The organism is Kitasatospora sp. NPDC054939 (genome assembly GCF_053610105.1).
The window spans coordinates 23,281-43,546 of record NZ_JBSGXP010000050.1; the positions used below are offsets into that span (position 1 = coordinate 23,281).

General features: G+C 74.1%; 17 protein-coding genes. 10 read left to right on the forward strand and 7 right to left on the reverse strand.

Annotated elements, in window-relative coordinates; genetic code table 11:
* The first annotated feature begins 40 nt into the window (after positions 1-40).
* From ACWGB8_RS16630 to ACWGB8_RS16655, 6 genes are all read left to right on the forward strand, one after another.
* Positions 41-1,030 (forward strand): SCO2322 family protein, encoded by a 990-nt coding sequence (locus ACWGB8_RS16630; protein ID WP_452214204.1) that lies wholly within the window; start codon positions 41-43, stop codon positions 1,028-1,030.
* Between the two features lie 392 nt (positions 1,031-1,422).
* Entirely contained in the window at positions 1,423-2,652 is a 1,230-nt protein-coding gene (locus tag ACWGB8_RS16635) for an energy-coupling factor transporter transmembrane protein EcfT (protein ID WP_452214224.1), read from the forward strand.
* Positions 2,649-4,394, forward strand: a complete 1,746-nt coding sequence (locus ACWGB8_RS16640; protein WP_452214205.1) for an ABC transporter ATP-binding protein — start codon at positions 2,649-2,651, stop codon at positions 4,392-4,394. The genes ACWGB8_RS16635 and ACWGB8_RS16640 overlap by 4 nt, the downstream gene beginning before the upstream one ends.
* A 125-nt stretch (positions 4,395-4,519) precedes the next feature.
* A complete protein-coding gene (locus tag ACWGB8_RS16645) occupies positions 4,520-5,407 on the forward strand; it encodes an ECF transporter S component (protein WP_452214225.1) in 888 nt (295 codons plus the stop codon).
* A gap of 373 nt (positions 5,408-5,780) precedes the next feature.
* Entirely contained in the window at positions 5,781-7,166 is a 1,386-nt protein-coding gene (locus ACWGB8_RS16650) for a DUF2079 domain-containing protein (protein WP_452214206.1), read from the forward strand.
* 127 nt (positions 7,167-7,293) lie between these two features.
* Positions 7,294-8,988 (forward strand): DUF2079 domain-containing protein, encoded by a 1,695-nt coding sequence (locus ACWGB8_RS16655; RefSeq protein WP_452214207.1) that lies wholly within the window; start codon positions 7,294-7,296, stop codon positions 8,986-8,988.
* Positions 8,989-9,072: 84 nt separating this feature from the next.
* Here ACWGB8_RS16655 and ACWGB8_RS16660 read toward each other — a convergent pair whose 3' ends face one another.
* Complete coding sequence (locus tag ACWGB8_RS16660; RefSeq protein ID WP_452214208.1) at positions 9,073-9,405, reverse strand: antibiotic biosynthesis monooxygenase family protein; 333 nt, start codon at positions 9,403-9,405, stop codon at positions 9,073-9,075.
* 96 nt (positions 9,406-9,501) lie between these two features.
* On the reverse strand, positions 9,502-9,921 hold the full coding sequence (locus tag ACWGB8_RS16665; protein ID WP_452214209.1) for a cupin domain-containing protein: 420 nt from the start codon (positions 9,919-9,921) through the stop codon (positions 9,502-9,504).
* Positions 9,922-9,980: 59 nt separating this feature from the next.
* Between ACWGB8_RS16665 and ACWGB8_RS16670 the strand changes: the two genes are divergently transcribed.
* Positions 9,981-10,457 carry a MarR family winged helix-turn-helix transcriptional regulator gene (locus tag ACWGB8_RS16670; protein WP_452214210.1) on the forward strand — a complete coding sequence of 159 codons (477 nt, stop codon included), beginning with the start codon at positions 9,981-9,983 and terminating at the stop codon, positions 10,455-10,457.
* A gap of 66 nt (positions 10,458-10,523) precedes the next feature.
* Here ACWGB8_RS16670 and ACWGB8_RS16675 read toward each other — a convergent pair whose 3' ends face one another.
* Positions 10,524-12,632 (reverse strand): DHA2 family efflux MFS transporter permease subunit, encoded by a 2,109-nt coding sequence (locus tag ACWGB8_RS16675; RefSeq protein WP_452214211.1) that lies wholly within the window; start codon positions 12,630-12,632, stop codon positions 10,524-10,526.
* A gap of 427 nt (positions 12,633-13,059) precedes the next feature.
* Between ACWGB8_RS16675 and ACWGB8_RS16680 the strand changes: the two genes are divergently transcribed.
* The gene (locus ACWGB8_RS16680; protein ID WP_452214212.1) at positions 13,060-14,205 is read left to right on the forward strand and encodes a peptidoglycan-binding protein; all 1,146 of its coding nucleotides are present in this window, start codon (positions 13,060-13,062) and stop codon (positions 14,203-14,205) included.
* Between the two features lie 80 nt (positions 14,206-14,285).
* Here the strand turns inward: ACWGB8_RS16680 and ACWGB8_RS16685 are convergent, their stop codons facing one another.
* The 4 genes from ACWGB8_RS16685 to ACWGB8_RS16700 form a co-directional block, all read right to left on the reverse strand.
* Entirely contained in the window at positions 14,286-14,876 is a 591-nt protein-coding gene (locus tag ACWGB8_RS16685; RefSeq protein ID WP_452214226.1) for a TMEM165/GDT1 family protein, read from the reverse strand.
* Positions 14,877-15,085: 209 nt separating this feature from the next.
* Positions 15,086-15,859, reverse strand: a complete 774-nt coding sequence (locus ACWGB8_RS16690) for an ABC transporter permease (protein ID WP_452214213.1) — start codon at positions 15,857-15,859, stop codon at positions 15,086-15,088.
* A 3-nt stretch (positions 15,860-15,862) separates the two neighbouring features.
* Positions 15,863-17,431 carry a dolichyl-phosphate-mannose--protein mannosyltransferase gene (locus ACWGB8_RS16695; protein ID WP_452214214.1) on the reverse strand — a complete coding sequence of 523 codons (1,569 nt, stop codon included), beginning with the start codon at positions 17,429-17,431 and terminating at the stop codon, positions 15,863-15,865.
* Between the two features lie 101 nt (positions 17,432-17,532).
* Positions 17,533-18,828: an MFS transporter gene (locus ACWGB8_RS16700; protein WP_452214215.1), complete on the reverse strand. Its 1,296-nt coding sequence runs from the start codon at positions 18,826-18,828 to the stop codon at positions 17,533-17,535.
* A gap of 170 nt (positions 18,829-18,998) precedes the next feature.
* On the opposite strand from ACWGB8_RS16700, the gene ACWGB8_RS16705 reads away from it, so the two are divergent.
* Positions 18,999-19,580 carry a MarR family winged helix-turn-helix transcriptional regulator gene (locus ACWGB8_RS16705; protein ID WP_452214216.1) on the forward strand — a complete coding sequence of 194 codons (582 nt, stop codon included), beginning with the start codon at positions 18,999-19,001 and terminating at the stop codon, positions 19,578-19,580.
* A gap of 135 nt (positions 19,581-19,715) precedes the next feature.
* Complete coding sequence (locus ACWGB8_RS16710; RefSeq protein WP_452214217.1) at positions 19,716-20,264, forward strand: hypothetical protein; 549 nt, start codon at positions 19,716-19,718, stop codon at positions 20,262-20,264.
* Positions 20,265-20,266 lie beyond the last annotated feature (2 nt).

The window sequence follows — 20,266 nt, forward strand, 5'->3', positions numbered from 1 at the left end:
CGGCCGCGGCCGCCGAGCGGGTGCGGGTGCGGGTGCGGGCATGGGCGAAGGCGTCGGCACCGGCGTCGTTGCGGGCTCCAACGCGGACCCCGCGCGAGGCCGGGGCGGGTCGGTAGACCGGTCTGCATATTCTGCACCTTCAGTAGACCGGTCGACATATTCCGAGGCTTCGGTAGACCGGTCTACATACTCCGCCCAATCCGTAGACCGGTCTGCATATTCGCCCCGACCCGTAGACCGGTCGGCATATTCGCGGTCCGGCCTCGCCGCCGACCGTCGCCGCGTCCCCGCCGCACGCGCACTACTCGCCGCCTTCACCACGCTCGCGGCCCTCACCGGGCTGCTCGCGCTCACCGCCGCCCCCGCCCACGCTGCCGGCTACCGCTACTGGTCCTTCTGGAAATCGACCGGGGACGCGTGGGCCTACCAGCAGCAGGGCCCCTCGGTGCACCTGCCGCCGGACGGCAGCGTGGACGGCTGGCGGTTCGCCGTGAGCCCCGACGGCGGGCGGGACGCCGCCCGGCCCCGTACGCCCGGCGACTTCGCCACCATCTGCGCGGGCACCCCCGAACAGGCCGGACGGAAGCGGGTGGCCGTCGTCCTGGACTTCGGCACCCCGTCGGACGCCGACAGCGGCAACCCGCCCGAGGGCCGTACCGCCTGCGCGACGGTGCACGCCCGGGCGACGTCCGCCGAGGTGCTGGCCACGGTCGCCCCACCGCTGCGGTACGGCACAGACGGGCTGCTGTGCGCCATCGCCGGCTACCCGAGGACCGGGTGCGGCGAGCAGCTGAGCGGTTCGGGCGCGGGCTCGGGTGCCGGAGCCGGAGCCGGCTCCACCGCCGCTTCCGCTTCCACCTCCGGCCCCGGCCCGGGTGCGACGGCGGGCGCGCAGGTGTCTGCCGCCGATGACCGTACGGGCGGGGGGCTCGGCCCCGACATCGGTCCGGTTGCGGGCGGGGCGCTCGTCCTCGCGGTCGGCGCGGGCGCCGTCCTGCGGAACCGGCAGCGGCGAGCCGGGCACGAATAGACCGACCGGTCTACAGATACGGCGGGTTCCCAGATGATTATGCAGACCGGTCTACATCCCCACCCCACGACCGCGCGCCGGAAGTCGGACCCGCCGACTTCCTGCGCACGCCCCGCCGAACAGCACCCGCCAAGCCGCACCCACCAAACCGCCCCCACCAGCCACCACCCCCGAACGACACCCCGCCGAGCAGCCCCGGACCCGCCACCCAGGACCACCCAGGACCCCTCACCGTGACCCCGCCGCCTTCGTCCACGCCCCCGCCCACGCCCACACCCGCACCCCCGCCCCATCCCGGCGACAAGCCCGCCGCCGACCTGTCCAAGGGCTCACCCACCCGCGCCCGTACCCACCCCCGCACCCGCACCCGCCCCGCCGGCGGGCCACGCGCGTTGCACCCCGGGGCGTGGTGGCTGTGGGCGCTCGGCCTGGGCACGGCGGCGACCCGGACGACCAACCCGCTGCTGCTCCTGCTGCTGGTCGCCGTCGCCGGCTACGTCGTCGCCGCCCGGCGCGGGGATGCGCCGTGGTCGCGGTCGTACGGGGCGTTCCTGCGGCTGGGGTTGCTGGTGCTCGGAATCCGGCTGGTGTTCGCGGTGCTGCTGGGTTCGCCGGTGCCGGGGACGCACGTCGTCGTCACGCTTCCCGAGGTGCCGCTGCCGGACTGGGCCCAGGGGGTGCGGATCGGCGGGCGGGTGACGGTCGAGGGCATGCTCGCCGCGCTGTACGACGGGCTGCGCCTGGCGACGCTGCTGATCTGCGTGGGTGCGGCGAACGCGCTGGCCAGCCCGTCGAGGCTGCTGCGTTCACTGCCCGGCGCGCTGTACGAGGCGGGCGTGGCCGTCGTCGTGGCGATGACCTTCGCGCCGAACCTGGTGGCCGATGTCCAGCGGCTGCGGGCGGCGCGCCGGTTGCGCGGGCGCAGCGACCGCGGCATTGCGGCGGTGCTGAGCGTCGGACTGCCCGTGCTGGAGGGCGCGTTGGAGCGCTCGGTGGCGCTGGCCGCGTCGATGGACACCCGGGGGTTCGGGCGCACCGCCGAGGTGCCGCGTCGCCTCGCCCGGGCCACCGCCGTGCTCACGCTCACCGGACTGCTCGGCATCTGCCTGGCGGCGTACGGACTGCTGACGGCGGGCGGCGCGGGCTGGGCACTGCCCGTCCTGCTGTTGGGCCTGGCCGCGGCCGTCGGCGGACTTGCGCTCGGCAGCCGGCGTTCCGTCCGGTCCCGTTATCGCCCGGACCCGTGGGCGCTGCCCGAGTGGCTGACGGCCGGGTCGGGCGTCGCCACCGCGGCGCTGATGATCTGCTTCTCGGCCGTCGACCCGGTGCCGTTCGCTCCGACCGTTGTCCCGCCGAGCGCACCCGAACTGCCGCTCGCCGCGGTACTCGCCGTACTCGTGGGCCTGGTACCGGCGTTCGCGACCCCGGAGCCACCGACCCGGACTGGAACGAGCACCCGGAGCCGGAGCACCGAAAGCCCCACCGCCCGCACCGCCAAAGGCTCCACCGCCCAACACCGACCCGCCCCCACCGCCCAGAGCCCCACCGCCCAACACCGGCCCGCCCCCACCGCCCGCGGCACCCGCAGCAGGTCCGACACCCCCCACCGGAGGCACGCGTGATCACCTTCGAGCAGGTCTCCGTCCAGTACGCCGACGCCGAGGCGCCCGCGCTGTCCGCCGTCGACCTGACCGTCCCCGAGGGCGAACTCTGCCTGCTGGTCGGCCCGTCCGGCTCCGGCAAGTCGACGCTCCTCGGTACGGTCAGCGGGCTGGTGCCGCACTTCACCGGCGGGGTGCTGCACGGCCGGGTGACCGTCGACGGACGTGACACCCGCCACCACCGTCCGCGCGAACTCGCCGATCTGGTGGGCACGGTGGGCCAGGATCCGCTCGCGCACTTCGTCACCGACACGGTCGAGGACGAACTCGCCTACGGCATGGAGTCGTTGGGGCTGCCGTCGGACGTGATGCGGCGCCGGGTCGAGGAGACGCTCGATCTGCTCGGGCTCGCCGACCTGCGCGACCGCGCACTCACCTCGCTCTCCGGCGGGCAGCAGCAGCGGGTGGCGATCGGTTCGGTCCTGACCGTGCACCCGCGCGTGCTGGTCCTGGACGAGCCGACCTCGGCGCTCGACCCGGGCGCGGCGGAGGAGGTGCTCGCCGTCCTGCAGCGGCTGGTGCACGACCTCGGGACGACGGTGCTGATGGCCGAGCACCGCCTGGAACGGGTCGTCCAGTACGCGGACCAGGTCCTGTTGCTGCCCGGTGCCGGCGAGCCGCCGGTGCTGGGCGAACCGGCGGAGGTGATGGCACAGTCGCCCGTGTACCCGCCGGTGGTGGGGCTGGGCCGGGCGGTCGGCTGGGACCCGCTGCCGTTGTCGGTGCGCGACGCCCGTCGCAAGGCGGGCCCGTTGCGGACCCGCCTGGACGGCCGGCGGCCCGTCGGCCGTACCCGCGGCCACGAGGACGGCGTGCGGCAGCCCGTTGCCGTCGTCGAGCGGCTGGAGGTGCGGCGTGGGCCCGTCCCGGCGGTGCGCGGCCTCGACCTCACCCTCCACCCCCACGGGATCACCGCCCTGATGGGCCGCAACGGGGCCGGCAAGTCGACCCTGCTCGGCAGCCTGGTCGGCCTGCACGCGCCCGCCGCAGGCAGCATCCGCATCGCCGCCCCGAGCAGCACCACGAGCAGCACCGCGAGCAGCACCCCCAACGGCACCACGAGCAACGCCCCGAACCGCACCGCGAGCAGCAACCCGAACCGCACCCCGAAGGGCACCGCAGCCGCTGTCGCCCCGCACCGCACCCGCCCCGCCGAGCTGATCCGCCGCGTCGGCCTCGTCCCGCAGGATCCGCGCGACCTGCTGTACGGGGAGAGTGTGGCCGCCGAATGCGCCAACGCCGATGCGGACGCCGGCGCCGAACCGGGCACCTGCCGGGCGCTGGTGGAACGGCTGCTGCCGGGGATCGCCGACTCCGCCCATCCCCGCGACCTGTCGGAGGGGCAGCGGTTGAGCCTGGCCCTGGCGGTCGTCCTGTCCGCACGCCCGCCGCTGCTCCTGCTCGACGAGCCCACCCGGGGTCTGGACTACGCCGCCAAGGCCCGCCTGGCCGAGATCCTGACCGCGCTCGCCGACGACGGGCATGCGGTGCTGCTCGCCACCCATGACGTCGAACTCGCCGCCGAACTCGCCGACCGCACGGTGATCCTGGCCGAGGGCGAGATCGTCGCGGACGGGCCGACGGCCGACGTGGTGGTCTCCTCCCCCGCGTTCGCCCCGCAGGTCGCCAAGATCCTCGCGCCGTCCCCCTGGCTCACCGTCCACCAGGTCGAGCAGGCACTCACCCCCGACGAGGCCCCGTGAAGACACCGACGCCCCCGCACCGCCCGTCCCCCCTCGACGCGCCGCCCGTCCGCACATCGCCCCTCGGCACATCACCCGTCCGCACGTCACCGCTCAGCAGGTCACCGCTCAACCGGCCCGTCCCCCTGGGCCGGCGTTCGATCGCCGTGCTCGCCCTGATCTCCGCGGTGGGCGTGGTCGCATTCGGCTGGCCGCTGCTCGCCTCGACCGAGTCGGCCCTGGTCGGGCATGCCGAGGACGCACCCTGGCTGTTCGCGCTCCTGTTGCCCCTGCTGCTGGCGGTGGTGGTCGCCCAGATCTCCGAGGGGCGTGCGGGGGTCGGCGGTGGGCCGGCCACACCGGGCCTGGACGCCAAGGCGGTGGCCCTGCTCGGGGTGCTGGCCGCGGCGGGGGCGGCGCTGCGTCCGCTCGGCGCGGGGACGGCCGGGTTGGAGCCGATGTTCTTCCTGATGGTGCTGGCCGGGCGGGTGCTCGGGCCGGGTTTCGGGTTCGTCCTGGGCGCCTTGTCGATGTTCGCGTCCGCGCTGCTCACGGGCGGGGTCGGCCCGTGGCTGCCGTTCCAGATGCTCGCCATGGGCTGGGTCTGCCTGGGCACGGGGCTGCTCCCGGGTTCGGCCGGCCTGCGCGGACGCCGTGAGCTGCTGCTGCTCGCGGGGTACGGGGCGCTGGCGTCGGTCGTGTACGGGACGGTGATGAACCTCCAGGGCTGGCCGTACATCGCCGGGCTCTCCAGCTCGGTGTCCTTCGTGCCGGGTGATCCGGTCGCCGAGAACCTGGCCCGCTTCGCCGCGTACTGTCTGGCGACCTCGCTCGGCTGGGACCTGCCGCGGGCGGTGCTCACCGCCGTACTCTGCCTGACCCTGGGCACCCCGGTGCTGCGGGCCCTGCGCCGGGCGACCCGCCGGGCTGCCTTCGCCGCGCCCGTCGAGTTCCGACCCCCGGCGCGTCCGGTGCGGCCGATCCGGAAATCCGGTACGGAAACGGCACCCGGCCCCGATACCTCCGACCGGTGAATCCCGGACGGCCGGACGATGTCGGACATTCCCCGGCAGGAATCCGCCCGTCGAATTCCTCTGCACGGGTTCGCCATCGACCGACCGACCGAAATCCGGAAGGCCGTAGGCAGGTCGACACCACGCGCCGAGCAGCCGGCGGGCACGGCAAACGGAGCGTGCAGCACCGCATCGCCCGCCACTCGTTCGCCCCCGGCTGAACCGGCCCGCCCTCCGTGAGCACCGAACAAGAATCGGCGGCGCAGGCTGTTCAAAGCCGAATCGGCGGGGGCGCCACGTGACAATCAGCACACTCGCATCGTTCTTCCAGCAGGGAGTGGATGCCGACGAGCCATCCGGCAATGCCGGCATAACCGACCCCGCCGATCGGCGGATGCGATTCCTCCCGTGGGTGCTCGCCCTGGCCCTCTTCCTGGCCTACGCACTGTTCTCGATCCGCCGTCACGACCAGTTGGTGACCAGCGGGTACGACCTGGGGATCTTCGAGCAGGCCGTCCGCGGCTACGCCGAGGCCCGCGGGCCGGTCGTGGAACTCAAGGGCAGCGGGTTCAACCTGCTCGGCGACCACTTCTCGCCGATCCTGGCCGCCCTCGCCCCCCTGTACTGGATCCGGCCCTCCGCCACGACCCTCCTGCTGGCCCAGGCCGCCCTGCTGGCGGTCGCCGCCGTCCCGATCAGCCGGTGGGCGCTGCACCGGCTCGGGGTGTTCGCCGCGGTGGTGACGGGCCTCGGTTACGGGCTGTCCTGGGGGCTCGCATCCGCGCTCGGCTTCGACTTCCACGAGATCGGCTTCGCGGTGCCGCTGCTCGCGTTCTCGGCCGTGGCGCTCGGCGAGCGCCGCTGGGTGGCCGGCTTCGCCTGGGCGGCGCCGCTCGTCCTGGTGAAGGAGGACCTCGGGCTGACCGTCGCGGCGGTCGGCGCGTACATCCTCTGGCAGGGCGGCCGCAGGCTCGGCCTGGCCGCGATCGGCTTCGGCGTGCTCGCCTGCGCGCTGGAGCTGCTGGTGTTCCTCCCCGCGATGAGCCCGGGCGGCAGCTTCGCCTACTGGGACAACCTCGGCGGCGGCTCCGAGGGGCGCAACCTGCTGACCCTGCCGCTCGACCTGGTCACCCCGGGCGAGAAGGTCCGGACGGTCCTGCTTCTGCTCGCCCCGACCATGCTGCTGGCCGTGCGTTCGCCGCTGATGCTGCTCGCGCTGCCGACCCTCGCCTGGCGGCTGCTCTCCGACAACCCTTCGTACTGGGGCACCAACTACCACTACAGCGCGGCGCTGATGCCCGTCGTGTTCGCCGCGTTCGTCGACGTCCTGGCGCGGGCCCGGTCGACGCCCGGGGTGCTGCCCCGGCGGGCGGTGCGGGCGGCGCTGCCGGTCAGCCTCGCCGTCACCGTGGTCCTGCTGCCGGGCTTCGCGTTCAGCCGGGCCTTCACCCCGGGCTTCTGGGCCTCCTCCGACCGGATCGAGGCCGCCAGATCGGTCCTCGCCGAGATCCCGGACGACGCCCGGGTCGCCGCCTCGAACCGTCTGGTGCCCCAACTGACCGCCCGCTGCGAGGTCATCGAGTTCGGCTGGCCCCAGGCCTGGTCGGCCGAGTGGATCGTGGTGGACGAGGGCGCGCCGATGGGCTGGCCACTGGCGCCCGACCGCGAGCGGCAGGAGGTCGCGGCCGCCCGGCGGGACGGCTACCGGGTGGTCCGGGCGGACCACGGGATCACCCTGCTGCACCGCTCCCCGGGGGGCGGGGCGACAGCGGCGCCGTGAACATGAGCGAAACTAGAGGCCGAGAGCCGGCCCGGACCCCGTCCGCGGGCCGGCTTCGTCCGGGTCGGCCACGCCCGACAAGCCCGGCCGCGCCGGACGCCCCAGCCCCCGACCAGCCAGGGATCTCGTGACAGTCGACACCGGGCTCCGCCCGTCCACCCGTACGGCCCGCGCACTGCTGCCGCGGACCGCCCGTCCGTCCGCGCTCCGGACCGTGCTGCCCGCCCGCCGGACCGCCGCCCTGACGCTGCTGTGCTTCGCGGTGGCGGCGGCCGTCGGGTTCCAGCAGTGGTCGGCGCTCCAGCTCGGCGGCTTCGACCTCGGGATCTTCCACCAGGGCGTGGCGGGCTACGCGCACTTCGGCCTGCCGATCTCGACGGTGAAGAGCTACCACCACGAGTTCCCGCCCGGGTTCTCGCTGCTGGGCGACCACTTCTCCCCGATCCTGGCGGCCCTCGCGCCGCTGTACTGGATCTGGGAGGACCCCCGCAGCCTGATCATCGGCCAGGCGCTGCTGTTCGCCGCCGGCGTCCCGCTGATCCGGCGGATCGCGGTGTACAGCTTCCGGCGCCCGGCCGCGGGCACCACATCCGCCGGCACCGCCCCGGAGGCGGGCGACGACGCCGAGGACGCCCCGGACCCGGCGCACGACCGCCTCGTCCGCCGCGTCGCCGACCTCGCCGCCCTGGTGTACGGGCTGGGCTGGCCGCTCCTCATCGCCGCCAAGGGCGGCTTCCACGAGGTGGCGTTCGCCGTCCCGCTGACGCTGCTGCTGCTGGAGCGCGGCCTCGCCCGCCGCTACGGCACCGTCGCCGTCGCCGCCCTGCTGCTGTGCGCCACCAAGGAGGACCTCGGCCTGCTGGTCGGCGCGTACGGCCTGGTGCTGCTGCTGCGCAGCCGGCGCTCGGGCGACCGGCGCGGGCTGGCGTACGGCACCGGGTTCCTGGTGGGCGGTCCGCTGGCCGCGGTGATCGCGATCGTCTGGCTGATCCCGGGGATGGGCGGGCAGCCGAACTACTACTGGAACTACGGGCCGATCGGGCCGGACGCCAAGACGGCGCTCACCAACCTCCTCGGCGACCCGACCCTGCTCGTCGGCGCGGCCTCGAACGCGGCGCTGAAGCCGATGCTGCTGCTCTGGCTGTTCGGCACCCTGCTCCTGCTGCCGCTGCGCTCGGCGACGACGCTCTGCGCCGTCCCGCTGCTCGCCGAGCGGATCCTCTCCGACAACCCCAACCACTGGTCGATCGCACACCACTACGACGCCTTCATCTGGCCGGTGCTGCTGACCGCCGCCCTGGAGACCCTGGGCCGGCTGCACGCCTCCGACCGGTGGCGGCGCACCGCGCGCAGGGCGGGCCTCGCGGTCGTGGGCGGGTCGCTGGTGATCAGCGTCCTGCTCGGCGGGGTGGGCCTGCTCACCCCCCACAAGTGGCAGCCGACGGTCAGCGGCGCGGCGCTCGCCCGCGGGGCCGAGCAGGTCCCGGACGGCGTGCAGGTGGAGGCGGACAACCAGGCGGTGCCCCGGCTGGTCTCCCGGACGGACGTCGTCCTGGTGGACGAGGTGCCGCGCGGCCGGGAGTACGTGCTGATCCGCTCGAACTACCGGGCCTTCCCGTTCCACACGGACCAGCAGCAGGTCGACCGGATCGCGCTGCTGCTCGCCCACGGCTACCGGCAGGTGTGGGCCGAGGACGGGGCCGTCCTGCTGCACCGCGACACGGTGGTGCCGATCCCGGGCGCCCGGATCCCCGACGACAACAGCACCCCGGTCCGCGACATCGTGCCCTCGGACGTCGGCCGCAACCTGTTCCGCGGCTGACCCCCGGCTGACCCACGAACACGCCGAAGGCGGCGCACCCCGACCAGGGTGCGCCGCCTTCGTGCCGTCCGCTCCGGAGCCCGCTCAGCCCTTCGGACCGGCCGACTGGACGACCTCGAAGGACCACAGGGTGGAGCCGGTGGCGGCGGGACGCTTGGGGGCCTCGCCCTCGGCGGCCGGCGGGCCCTGGCGGTGGGCGGCCTGCATGGGGCCCTCCATCCAGGCCGCGAAGTCCGCCTCGCTGCGCCAGCGGGTGTAGACGAGGTACTGATCGGTGCCCTCGACCGGGCGCAGCAGCTCGAACCACTCGAAGCCGTCCGAGTTCTCGACCGCCCCGGCCCGGGCGGCGAACCGCTTCTCCAGCACCTCGCGCTGCTCGGCCGGAACGGTCAGCACATTGATCTTCACCACGGACATCCGGTACCTCCTCGTCCGCCGGCCCCCGGCCCGGGCGCCGGCCTCACTGCTGTCGGCAGCAGTCTGCTACAGCCGACGCCCGGAACGGGCCGCGGGTCAGGCGATCCACGCCGGGAGGACGGGATCGGCCGCGGGCTGGTCGGGGCGGCTCGCCAGGGCTCCGGCGGGCGCGGTGACGACGGCGGTGAAGCCGGCGGCGGGGCCGGTGGTGAGGCGGCGCGGCAGGCCGGCGGGCAGGACGAGGGTGTCGCCGGCCGCCACGGTGACGGTCTCCTCCCCGAGTTCGACGGACGCGCCGCCGGCCAGGAAGGTCCAGAGCAGCTCGACGTCGAAGGCGTGCAGCGGTCCCTGCCGGTCCGGCGCCATCTCGACCCGCCACAGGGCGCTGGCCGCGCCGCCCTGGGTGGGCGAGGCGAGGGTGGTCATGACGCCGTTGGGCGTCTCGGTGCGACGGGTCTCGTTGCTGCGGACGACGACGGCGGCGGCAAGGACGTCGGCGGTACGGGTGTCGGTCATGCGGTTCCCCCCTAGAATGGTCAACCTGGTTGTCCATATAGTCAACGAGGTTGTCTATCGTGTCAAGCGAATCCGCCCCGCCCGGCTACGAACTGCCGCTGCTGCTCCTTCTGGGCTTCCGCACCCTCATCGACGAGTTGCACGCGGAACTCGCCCGCCAGGGCCACCCGGACCTGCGTCCGATGCACGGCTTCGTCCTTCAGGCGATCGGGCCCGACGGCACCACCGCCGTCGAGCTGGGCCGCCGCCTGGGCGTCTCCAAGCAGGCCGCCGGCAAGACCGTCGACCACCTCGAACAGCTCGGCTACGTCGCCCGCGGCGCCGACCCGGCCGATGCCCGGCGCAAGGTGGTCCGGCTCACCGACCGCAGCCTCGACGCCCTGGACCGGTCGGCCCGGGTCTTCGACGCGCTGCGCGCCCGCTGGGCGGGTGTCCTCGGCGAGGACCGGTTGCGCGCCCTGGAACAGGACCTGCGCACCGTCGCACCCGGCGAGTTGTTCCGCCTCGACACCCCGCGCTGGCTCAGCGGCGCCTGACGGGTCGGCGCCGCCCTGCGACCGGCCCGAACAAGCCCGAGGCCCGGTCCGGGACAGTCCGCCGGCCTAGAACGGCCGCCCCTCGCCGTGCCGGACGTGCTCCGGGCCGGTCCGGTCCGGGCGGTCGCGCTCGTCGGAGCAGAGCGCGGAGCTGAGCCGGTTCAGCAGGTCGGCGAGGTCGGCGTACTGCTTCTCGTCCCAGTCGCCCAGCAGGTCCGCGAGCTGGGCCCGGCGGGCGGCGACCAGGCGCAGCGCGGCGGCCTCGCCGGGTTCGGTCAGCCGCAGCGGCAGGCCGCCGCTGCGCAGGGCGAGGCCCCGGCCCTCGACCTCGCGGGCGGCCTCGTCGATGACGGCGAACGGGACGATCCGGCGCTCGGCCAGTTCGGCGGGTTCGACCGAGCCCTGATGGTGGATCTGGAGCAGCAGCCAGCTGGAGGCGGGTTTCAGGTCGAGGCCGGCGGCCTCGGTGATCCGCCGGAAGAGGTCCCGGCGGGCCTCCCGGCTGCTCAGGACGGACAGGGCGCGGGCGATCTCGTCCAGCGAGGAGCGCTCGACCGGGTTGACGCCGATCGACTCGCTCAGGTCGGGGGCGGTGACGGTGGAGCGCAGCTTCTGCTCGCGCAGGAACAGGGAGAGGACGAACGCGGCGACCGCCACCGGCACGGCGTACAGGAAGACCTGGGTGATCGACTCGGAGTAGGCGTGGTGGACGGCCTCCTGGACGGCCTCGGGGAGCGCGGCGACGGCACTCGGGTCGGCGGTGATGCTCGCCGGGTCGAAGCCCGGGGGCAGCGGCAGGCCGCTCAGGGCCCCGGGGAGGCGGTCCTCCAGGCCGGAGGCGAAGACGGTGCCGAAGACCGAGACGCCGAAGGAGGCGCCGATGGAGCGGAAGAAGGTGGCGCCGGCGGTGGCGACGCCGAGGTCCTGGTAGCCGACGGAGTTCTGGACGATCAGCACCAGCACCTGCATCACCAGGCCCAGCCCGAGGCCGAAGACCAGGAAGGAGAGGCTCGTCACGGTGGTGCCGGTGTGCTCGTCCATGAGCGAGAGCAGCCAGAGGCCGAGCGCGGTGACGGCGGTGCCGAGGATCGGGAAGATCCGGTAGTGCCCGGTGCGGGCGACGATCTGGCCGGAGCCGATGGAGGTGACCAGCATGCCGAGCACCATCGGCAGCATGTGGAGGCCGGACATCGTCGGCGAGACCTCCATGACGACCTGGAGGAAGGTCGGCAGGAAGGTGAGCGCGCCGAACATCGCGAAGCCGACGACGAAGGAGATGGCCGAGACCAGGCTGAAGGTCCGTGAGCGGAACAGCTGCAGCGGCAGGACGGGCTCCGCGGCGACGCGCTCCACCAGGACGAAGGCGACCAGCAGCACCGCGCCCAGTACGCCGAGGCCGACGATCTGCCAGGAGCCCCAGGCCCAGGTGGTGCCGCCGAGCGAGGTCATGAGCACCAGGCAGGTCGCCACCGCGGCGATCAGCAGGGTGCCGGGGTAGTCGATCCGGTGCCGGCGCTTGACCTCGGTGGTGTGCAGCGCGACGGCGATCGCGGCGAGTGCGACCACGCCGATCGGCAGGTTGATGTAGAAGACCCAGCGCCAGCTGAGGTTGTCGACGAAGACGCCGCCGAGGAGCGGCCCGAGCACGCTGGTGACGCCGAAGACGGCACCGAAGACGCCCTGGTACTTCCCGCGGTCCCGGGGCGACACCAGGTCCCCGACGATGGCCTGGGAGAGCACCATCAGGCCGCCGCCGCCCAGGCCCTGGAGAGCGCGAAAGGCGATCAGCTCGCCCATGTTCTGGGCGATGCCGCAGAGCACCGAGCCGAGCAGGAAGATCACGACGGAGGCCTGGAAGAAGCGCTTCCGGCCGTACATGTCGCCGAGCTTGCCCCAGAGCGGGGTGGCGGCGGTGGACGCCAGCAGGTAGGCGGTGACGACCCAGGACAGGTGCTCCAGGCCGCCGAGGTCGCCGACGATGGTGGGCAGCGCGGTGGAGACGATGGTCTGGTCGAGGGCGGCGAGCAGCATCGCCAGCAGCAGCGCGCCGATCGGCACCCACAGGTTGGGGGCGGTGACCTCCGGCGGCCCCGCTCCGGGCCCCGGACCCGAAGCGGACGCCGGACCCGATCCGGACGCCGGGCTGCGATCGGGCTCGGCCGTCGGATCCGTCATGGCGTCTCCGTGAGGTGTCGGGCCCGGGCCGGCCGGGGTTCCGTGCGGTGGTCACTCCCGGCTCACCATGCTGTCAGAAATGCCCAAGTATGCGGCTTTCGATTGCGCCGAACGTAAGGCGGGCCGCCGTTCGGGAGGCATTCCGGTGACACCGACCGTTCATCAAGTGCCAACCACCACCAACCGGCACAACACCCCCGGGCGCGGTCGGACGCCCCTGTCTGCCCCGGGGAAACGTGCTGCATAATCAGGCGCGTTCGCACCCCGGGACCCCCGTGTGGGTACCAAGGAAACCGAGGAGGACCGGCCGATGCCGGACCAGCACTGCCCGACGTGCGGCACCGCACGCTCCGCCGGGTGCCGGTGCCTCCCGGATCCGGGTCTTGAGGAAACGGCCGTCCTGCCGCACGTCGGGGGACCGCCGCTGGTGCGTCCGTACGTGCCGCAGGCGCTCGGGCAGGTCGCGCCCCCGCCGGCGGCCGGACCGATGCCGGGACAGGCGCCCGGACCGATGGCCGGGGTGGCGCCCGCGCCGGTGCCCGGCCCGGTGGCACCGGACCCGTTCGCCACCCGGCTCGCGCCGCCGACGGCGCCCGCCGCCCCGTACGGCGCCCCCGCACCGCAGGCCGACGCCCACGCCCACGCCACCACCGTGCTGCCGCCCTACCGCCCCGGCCCGCCCCCGCAGCCGCCGTACGGCGCCCCGGGTACGCCGGGTACGCCGGGTGCAGAGGGCATACCGGGTGCCGGGTACACCCCGTACCCGCACGACCCCCGCAACCTCCACGACCTCCACGACACCGGCGACCTCCACGACCACCCGGCCCCGCACGACCTTCACGACCCGCACGGGCCCCAGGAGCCCCGGGGCGGCGAGGAGCTCGGCTTCTTCCCGTTCGACGCGGCGGCCGACACCGCGCCCGGCGGTGGCCGGGCCGCGCGGCGGACGGCCGGTCAGCACCCGCTCGCCCGGCGCAAGGGCCTGGTGGCGGCGATCGGCAGCGGCCTGCTGGCGGCGACCGTCGGCCTGGCCTACGCGGTGACCCCGTCCGGGTCGGACGACGACCGCAGGGCGCAGCCCGCCCCGTCGGTCACCCTGGCTCCGGCGCCGGCCGACCCGACCACCGCGGCGCCGCCGAGCCCGAGTGCGGAGCCGTCGGCCACCCCGACGGCGAGTCCCTCGCCGACCCGGACGGCCAGGCCGAGCCCGACCGCGACCAGGTCGGCGTCGACACCGGCGAGCACCCCGGCCACCGCGCCCCCCGAGGCGACCACCCCGGCGGCGCCGGCCCCGGCGGCCACTCCGACGCCGTCCGCCACCACCACGACCCCCGCTCCGGCGCCCACCGTGCGGGTGCTGAAGTACGGGATGACCGGCGACGACGTGCTGGCGATGCAGCAGAAGCTCGGCGTGGTGATGTGCTGGATGTACGTCCCGGAGAGCGGCAGCTTCGACGGGGACACCGAGGACGCGGTCAGCTACTTCCAGCGGATGCAGGGGGTCCAGGGCGACAAGCGGGGTGTCTTCGGCCCCAACACCAAGGCCGCCCTGGACAAGCGCACCGGCTGCTGAGGCCGCGGGCACCCGCTCGCCCGCCACCCACCGCCCGCCCCGTGCCCCGCGCCACCCGCCGCCCGGATCCCGTCGCCCGGTCAGCCAGTGACGGCCTGGAAGATGCTGAACCCGGCCATCAGCACCATCACGCCCGCGGCGACCCGGATGACCACCTTCATCGGCACGTGCTTCAGCAGCTTCTGCCCGCCGAGGATCGCGATCCCGGCGACCGAGCAGAGCGCCAGCCAGGCGCCCAGGCCGACGGCCAGCGGATCGGCGTACGTGGCGGCCAGGTTGGCGGTCACGATCTGGGTGAGGTCGCCGAACTCGGCCACCGCGACGACCACGAAGCTGGCGCCGGCGACCTTCCAGAAGCTGCCCGAGGACGGCTCCTTGGCGGCGTGCCCGTCCTCCTCGTCGCCGCCGCCGTGGAGGAGCAGCATCGCCGCGCCCGCCAGGAACAGCACGCCGGTGACGCCCTCCACCCAGCGCTGCGGCAGCAGGGAGAGCAGCTGGCCGGCCAGCAGGGCGATGGCCACCTGCACCGCGAAGGCGGCGGCGATGCCGGCGAAGACGTAGGAGGCGCGGTAGCGGGCGCCGAGCATCAGGCTGGCCAGGGCGGTCTTGTCCGGGAGCTCGGCCAGGAAGACGATGCCGAAGGTGATCGCGGCGACGGTCAGGCTCATCAGGGGTTACGGTCCTCGGGTCGGGCCGCCGGACCGGGTGCGCAACTCCGTCAGGGGACGCCTCGGCCCGACAGCACTGGTCATGGTTCACAGCACTGCGGCCGAAGGTCTCGCCGGCACCTGCGCGGACGCGGTGCCCCGGGCGCCGGGCCCGTGGGGGCCAGTATGTCGACGGTCCGGTGGAGGGCTACTCCCCTTCAACAGGTGCCAGCCTACCCGATCGCCGGATCCGGCCCGGCCGTGACCAGGCCCCGGCCGACCAGCTCCAGCACCACGACGACCGCCACGGCCTCCACGGCCAGCAGCCCGACCAGGACGAACAGCTGCACCGCGCCGGCCTCCACCGGGGAGGCGCCGCCGAGCAGCATGCCGACGAAGGCGCCGGGCAGGGTGACCAGGCCGACCGTCCGGGTCTGGTCGAGGGCGGGGACGAGCGAGGTGGCGGCGGCGGTGCGGCAGATCTCCAGCCGGGCGTCGCGCTCCTCGAAGCCGAGGGCGAGGGCGGCCTCCACCTCGCCGTGCCGCTGGCGCAGCTCGTCCAGGGCGCGGCGGCCGGCCAGCGAGGTCGCGGTGAGCGCGCCGCCGATCAGGATCCCGGCCACCGGGATCAGGGACAGCCCGTCGAGCGGCAGCAGCCGTACGGCGAGCAGCAGGGCCAGGACGGGCAGCACGCCCGCGCCGATCGGGGCGGCGGCCCAGGCCCAGCCGGGCCCCGGGGTCATCCGACGCCCGGCGGTGCGGACCGCGACGGCGAACATCAGCAGCACGAACAGCACCGAGAGCCCGAGCGAGTCGACCACCCAGGTGATCACCAGGGCGACGGCGGCGAGCTGCACCACCGCCCGTACTCCGGCCCGCAGGACGGCGCGGCCGTGGCCGAGCAGGCCCAGTCCGGCGACGGCCGCGGCGGCCGCCAGCAGCACGGCGGTGACCGCGCCGAGCAGCGGGCCGACGGGCAGCAGCTGGTCGGCCGCGGCGAGGCGCACGGGTCAGATCCAGCTGGTGAACCACATGCGGTCCTGCCACTCCGACATCGGGATCACCTCCGCCGTGTACAGCGGGTAGTAGAAGAGGAAGCAGCCCATGACCGCGAGGACGACGAGCCCGGCGCCGGCCGCGCCGACCCGGCGGCGCAGCGGGGTGCAGTCGGGGGGGCCGAGCATCGCGCCGAGCATCTGGGCGACGGCCAGGCAGAGGAAGGGGACGAGCACCACCATGTAGAAGGAGAAGACGGTGCGCTCCTGGTACTGGAACCACGGCAGGTAGATCCCGGCGACGGCGCAGAGCACCGCGCCGGAGCGCCAGTCGCGGCGGAAGAACCAGCACCACAGCAGGTAGACCAGGGCGAAGCAGGCGGCCCACCAGAGCAGCGGGGTGCCGAGGCCCAGGATCTGCGCCGCGCAGCCGCCGGGGGCGGTGCAGCCCTGCTGCCCCTGCGGGACCTGCTCCCAGTACATGGAGACCGGGCGGCCCTGGACCAGCCAGCTGAACGGGTTGGACTGGTAGGTGTGCGGGGTGGACAGACCGGTGTTGAACTCCCACATCTGTGCGTGGTAGTGCCAGAGGCTGCGCAGCGGGGCGGGCCCGAAGCCGGAGCGGCCGTCGGCCCACTGGCGGTCGTAGCCGCCGGTGGTGGCGAGCCAGCCGGCCCAGGAGCCGACGTAGACGACCAGGGCGGTGCCGACCATGGCGAGCAGGGCGGGGACGGCGTCGCGGCGCAGCATCGAGCGCCAGGGGCGGCGGGCACCCGCCCAGCGCCGTCCGGACTGGTCCCACAGGACGGTGAGCAGGCCGAACGCGGCGAGCACCGTGGCGCCGTTCCACTTGACCGCGCAGGCGGCGCCGAGCAGCAGTCCGGCGGCGATCCGCCAGGGGCGCCATCCGAGCCGGACGGTGTCGCCGCCGTGGTCGGGCCGGACGGCGGCGAGGCGGGCCCGGGTGCGGTCGCGGTCGAGCAGCAGGCTGCCGAAGGCGGCGAGGACGAAGAACATCTGGACGCCGTCGAGCAGGCCGGTCCGGCTCATCACCAGGTGCAGGCCGTCGACGGACATCAGCAGGGCGGCGGTGCAGCCGAGCAGGGTGGAGCCGAGGAGCCGGCGGCCGATCCGGGCCAGCATCAGCACGCTGAGGGTGCCGAGCAGGGCGGTCATGGAGCGCCAGCCGAACGGGTGCAGACCGAACAGCTGCTCGCCCACCGCGATCACCCATTTGCCGAGCGGCGGGTGGGCGACGAAGGAGGGCGCGGGGCCCAGCGGGACGACCTGGGGGTCGGCCAGGATGTCGCGGTTGGCGCTGTCCGGCCAGCTGCCCTCGTACCCCTGCTTGAGCAGCGACCAGGCGTCCTTGGGGTAGTACGTCTCGTCGAAGACGAAGGCGTCGGGGTGTCCGAGGTCCCAGAAGCGCAGCAGTCCGGCGAAGAGCGCGACGGCGATCGGCCCGAGCCAGCCGGACCGGGCGGCGGCCCAGGACACCGGCCCCCGCAGGGCCTCCCTGACGGGGGCTGCGGGGGCCGGTGGGGCCGGTGGGGCCGGGTGCTGCGTGACTTGCGCCTGCGTCATGTGCCTCGTCGTTCCGCCGCTGGTCCGGTCGCCCGGTCCGGGCGCCGCCGACCGACACTATGACGTGCCTGACGCGAAACCAAGCGCGACGGGCGGGCCGGTCAGGCGGCGGTCTGCAGCTCCCGGACGGCGGGCAGCGGGCGGACCGTGGCGGTACGGACGTTGTCCTGGGCCGGCGTCAGGTGGGCGCGCAGCCGGACCGCCAGGACGACGATCAGCACGGTGCAGCCGGCCATCGCCGCCAGGTAGAGCGGCCAGGTGCCGGAGCCGACCAGCAGCACGCCGACGGCGGGGCCGACCGCGACGGCGATCTGCTTCACCAGGGCGTAGCCGGCGTTGTAGGTGCCGAGCAGGCGGGCCGGGGCGAGGTCGGCGACGATCGGGCCCAGGGTCGGGGCGAGCAGCGACTCGCCGACGCCGAACAGGGCGTAGATCGAGACGATCGCGACCGTGGCGGCCAGTGCCTCGCCGCGGACGAGTCCGGCGACCAGGGCCATGGTCCAGGCGCCGAGCCAGACCACGCCGGCGGCGGCCATCGCGGTGGTGCGCCGGCGGCGGGCGGTGATCCGGACCATGAACATCTGCAGCACCACGATGGTCACCGCGTTGGCGCCGATCGCCAGGCCCAGGGTGGAGGGCGCGGTGCCGACGGTGTCGGTGGCGAAGGCCGCGACGCCGGACTCGAACTGGCCGTAGCAGGTGAAGAAGATCAGGCCGGCGAGCAGGCTGAGCCGCAGCATCGCCTTGTCGGCGACCAGGGCGCGCAGGCCGTTCGGGCCGTCGGCCTTCTGCTGCACCAGGACCGGCGCGGCGTTCGGGATCCGGGCGGTGCCGGTGACCAGGGCCAGGCCCAGGAAGGTCAGCGCCTCGATGGTGAACAGCCGGGTGAGGCTGGCCGGGTCGGCGACGTCCACGATCTGGCCGCCGACCAGCGCGCCGATGCCCATGCCCAGGTTGACCAGGGTGAACTGCAGGGCGAAGGCGTGCGCCCGGGTGGCGGCGGTGGAGCAGCGGACGATCATGGTGGCGAGCGCCGGCTGGCAGGTGGTGACGCCCGCGCCGAAGAGGAACGAGGAGACCAGCAGGGCCGGGGTGCCGGCGGCCTGGCCGAAGGCGAACGCGCCGACGGCGGCCAGGCCGGCGCCGGCGAGCAGCACCGGGCGCGGGCCGTAGCGGTCGATGCCCCGGCCGGTGAACGGCAGGACGGCGAGCGCGGCCAGCGCGAAGACGGTGAACACCATCCCGGCGGCGAGCGAGCCCAGGCCCCGCACCTGGTCCACGTACACGAACATGTACGGCATCGTGAACCCGCTGCCGAACGCGCTGAGCGCATTGCCGATCTGGACGCGGCGCAGCGGGCCGCCCGCCCCGTGACGCTGCTGCCTCTGCTGCTTCACCGTGCCGGTCACCGTGCACACCCCTTCGTGAGTGTTCGCGGGCACTCTTGAGCTGGATACTCTTAAGGCCCGAAGATTTCAGAGCTAAACTTTGACCCTAAAGTCTTAGCACTGGAAGATTGCGGAGTCAAAGGCTTAAGAGGTGCACCCCTCGTGCGACACTGGTGCGCATGACCGCAGAGAAGCCGGAACCGAGCGCACCGAAGCAGCGGCCGGCCACCCCCGGCGAGCTGGGAGTCGCCGAGCAGGTGGCCGTCTACCAGCGGGAATTCCCGACCGTGGACCCCCAGGTGGAGACGATCGTGCAGACCCTCTCCCGGGTCGCGCGGCGGATGGGCGTCGCCTACGGGCGCCAGCTCACTGTGCTGGGAATCACCTCCGCCGAGTGGGAGGTGCTGAAGGCCCTGGTCGTCGCGGGCAGCCCGTACCGGCTGGGCCCGGGCGAGCTGGCCAAGCGGCTCGGCCTCACCCCCGCCGCGATGACCCACCGGATCGACCGGATGGTCGCCGAGGACCTGGTCACCCGGGAGCGCGACGAGGCCAACCGGGTCCGCGTGATCATCGAGCTGACCGAGAACGGCCGCGACAAGTGGCTGGAGTCGATGCGGATGGCCGCGGTCTTCGAGGAGGAGCTGCTCCAGGACCTCGCCGCCGAGGAGCGCTCGGTGCTGTCCGGGATGCTCGCCCGGATGCTGCGCCGGATCGAGGGCACCCAGCCGGACGCCCTCGGGCGCACCGACGACCTGGACTGACGCGGGCCGCGCCCGGCCGACTTCCGCCGGGCGCACGCATGCGACCGCCGACGAACTGTTGGCATTTCAGTGCTCGTATGACAACTTGCTTGGCGTCAGTACACCACTGAAACACGTCGCATGATTGGCCGTCACATGTTGCTCAAGCGCACCTCCGCCCTGCTCGCCGCCGTGCTCGTGGGCGGGCTGGGCCTCACCGCCTGCACCAACGACGACAAGACCGGCGCCGCGGCCACCACCCCGGCCGCCCCGCCGGCGCCGAGCATCCCCGGCGTACCGAACACCTCCGGGGTGCCCAGCCTGCCCGGTGTCCCCAGCCTGCCCGGTGTTCCCAGCGTCCCCGGGATGCCCAGCGTCCCCGTGGTACCGAGCCTGCCGGGCATGCCCAGCATCCCCGGGGTGCCGGGCGTCACGACCGGTACCACCAAGCCGTCCGACCTGCCCTCGGACCTCCCGTTGCCCAACGGCAAGCTCACCTCGGTCACCGGCGTCCCGGGGGCCTACGTCCTGGTCTACGAGACCTCCAACGGCGCGAGCGCCTCCGCCGAGTACGCGAAGGCCCTCAAGGCCGCCGGGTACGACACCAACTCCGACGCGGGCGGCGTCCTCGCCCGCAAGGGTGGCATCAACCTGCTGGCCAGCACCGCCGGCAACACCGTGACCGTCACCTACACCAAGGTCTGACC

Excerpts from the sequence above, each read along its gene's own strand:
- ACWGB8_RS16630 (WP_452214204.1), top strand. The coding sequence starts at position 41 with ATGGGCGAAGGCGTCGGCACCGGCGTCGTTGCGGGCTCCAACGCGGAC.
- ACWGB8_RS16650 (WP_452214206.1), top strand. The coding sequence starts at position 5,781 with ATGCGATTCCTCCCGTGGGTGCTCGCCCTGGCCCTCTTCCTGGCCTAC.
- ACWGB8_RS16660 (WP_452214208.1), bottom strand. The coding sequence starts at position 9,405 with ATGTCCGTGGTGAAGATCAATGTGCTGACCGTTCCGGCCGAGCAGCGC.
- ACWGB8_RS16665 (WP_452214209.1), bottom strand. The coding sequence starts at position 9,921 with ATGACCGACACCCGTACCGCCGACGTCCTTGCCGCCGCCGTCGTCGTC.
- ACWGB8_RS16675 (WP_452214211.1), bottom strand. The coding sequence starts at position 12,632 with ATGACGGATCCGACGGCCGAGCCCGATCGCAGCCCGGCGTCCGGATCG.
- ACWGB8_RS16695 (WP_452214214.1), bottom strand. The coding sequence starts at position 17,431 with ATGACGCAGGCGCAAGTCACGCAGCACCCGGCCCCACCGGCCCCACCG.
- ACWGB8_RS16705 (WP_452214216.1), top strand. The coding sequence starts at position 18,999 with ATGACCGCAGAGAAGCCGGAACCGAGCGCACCGAAGCAGCGGCCGGCC.
- ACWGB8_RS16710 (WP_452214217.1), top strand. The coding sequence starts at position 19,716 with ATGTTGCTCAAGCGCACCTCCGCCCTGCTCGCCGCCGTGCTCGTGGGC.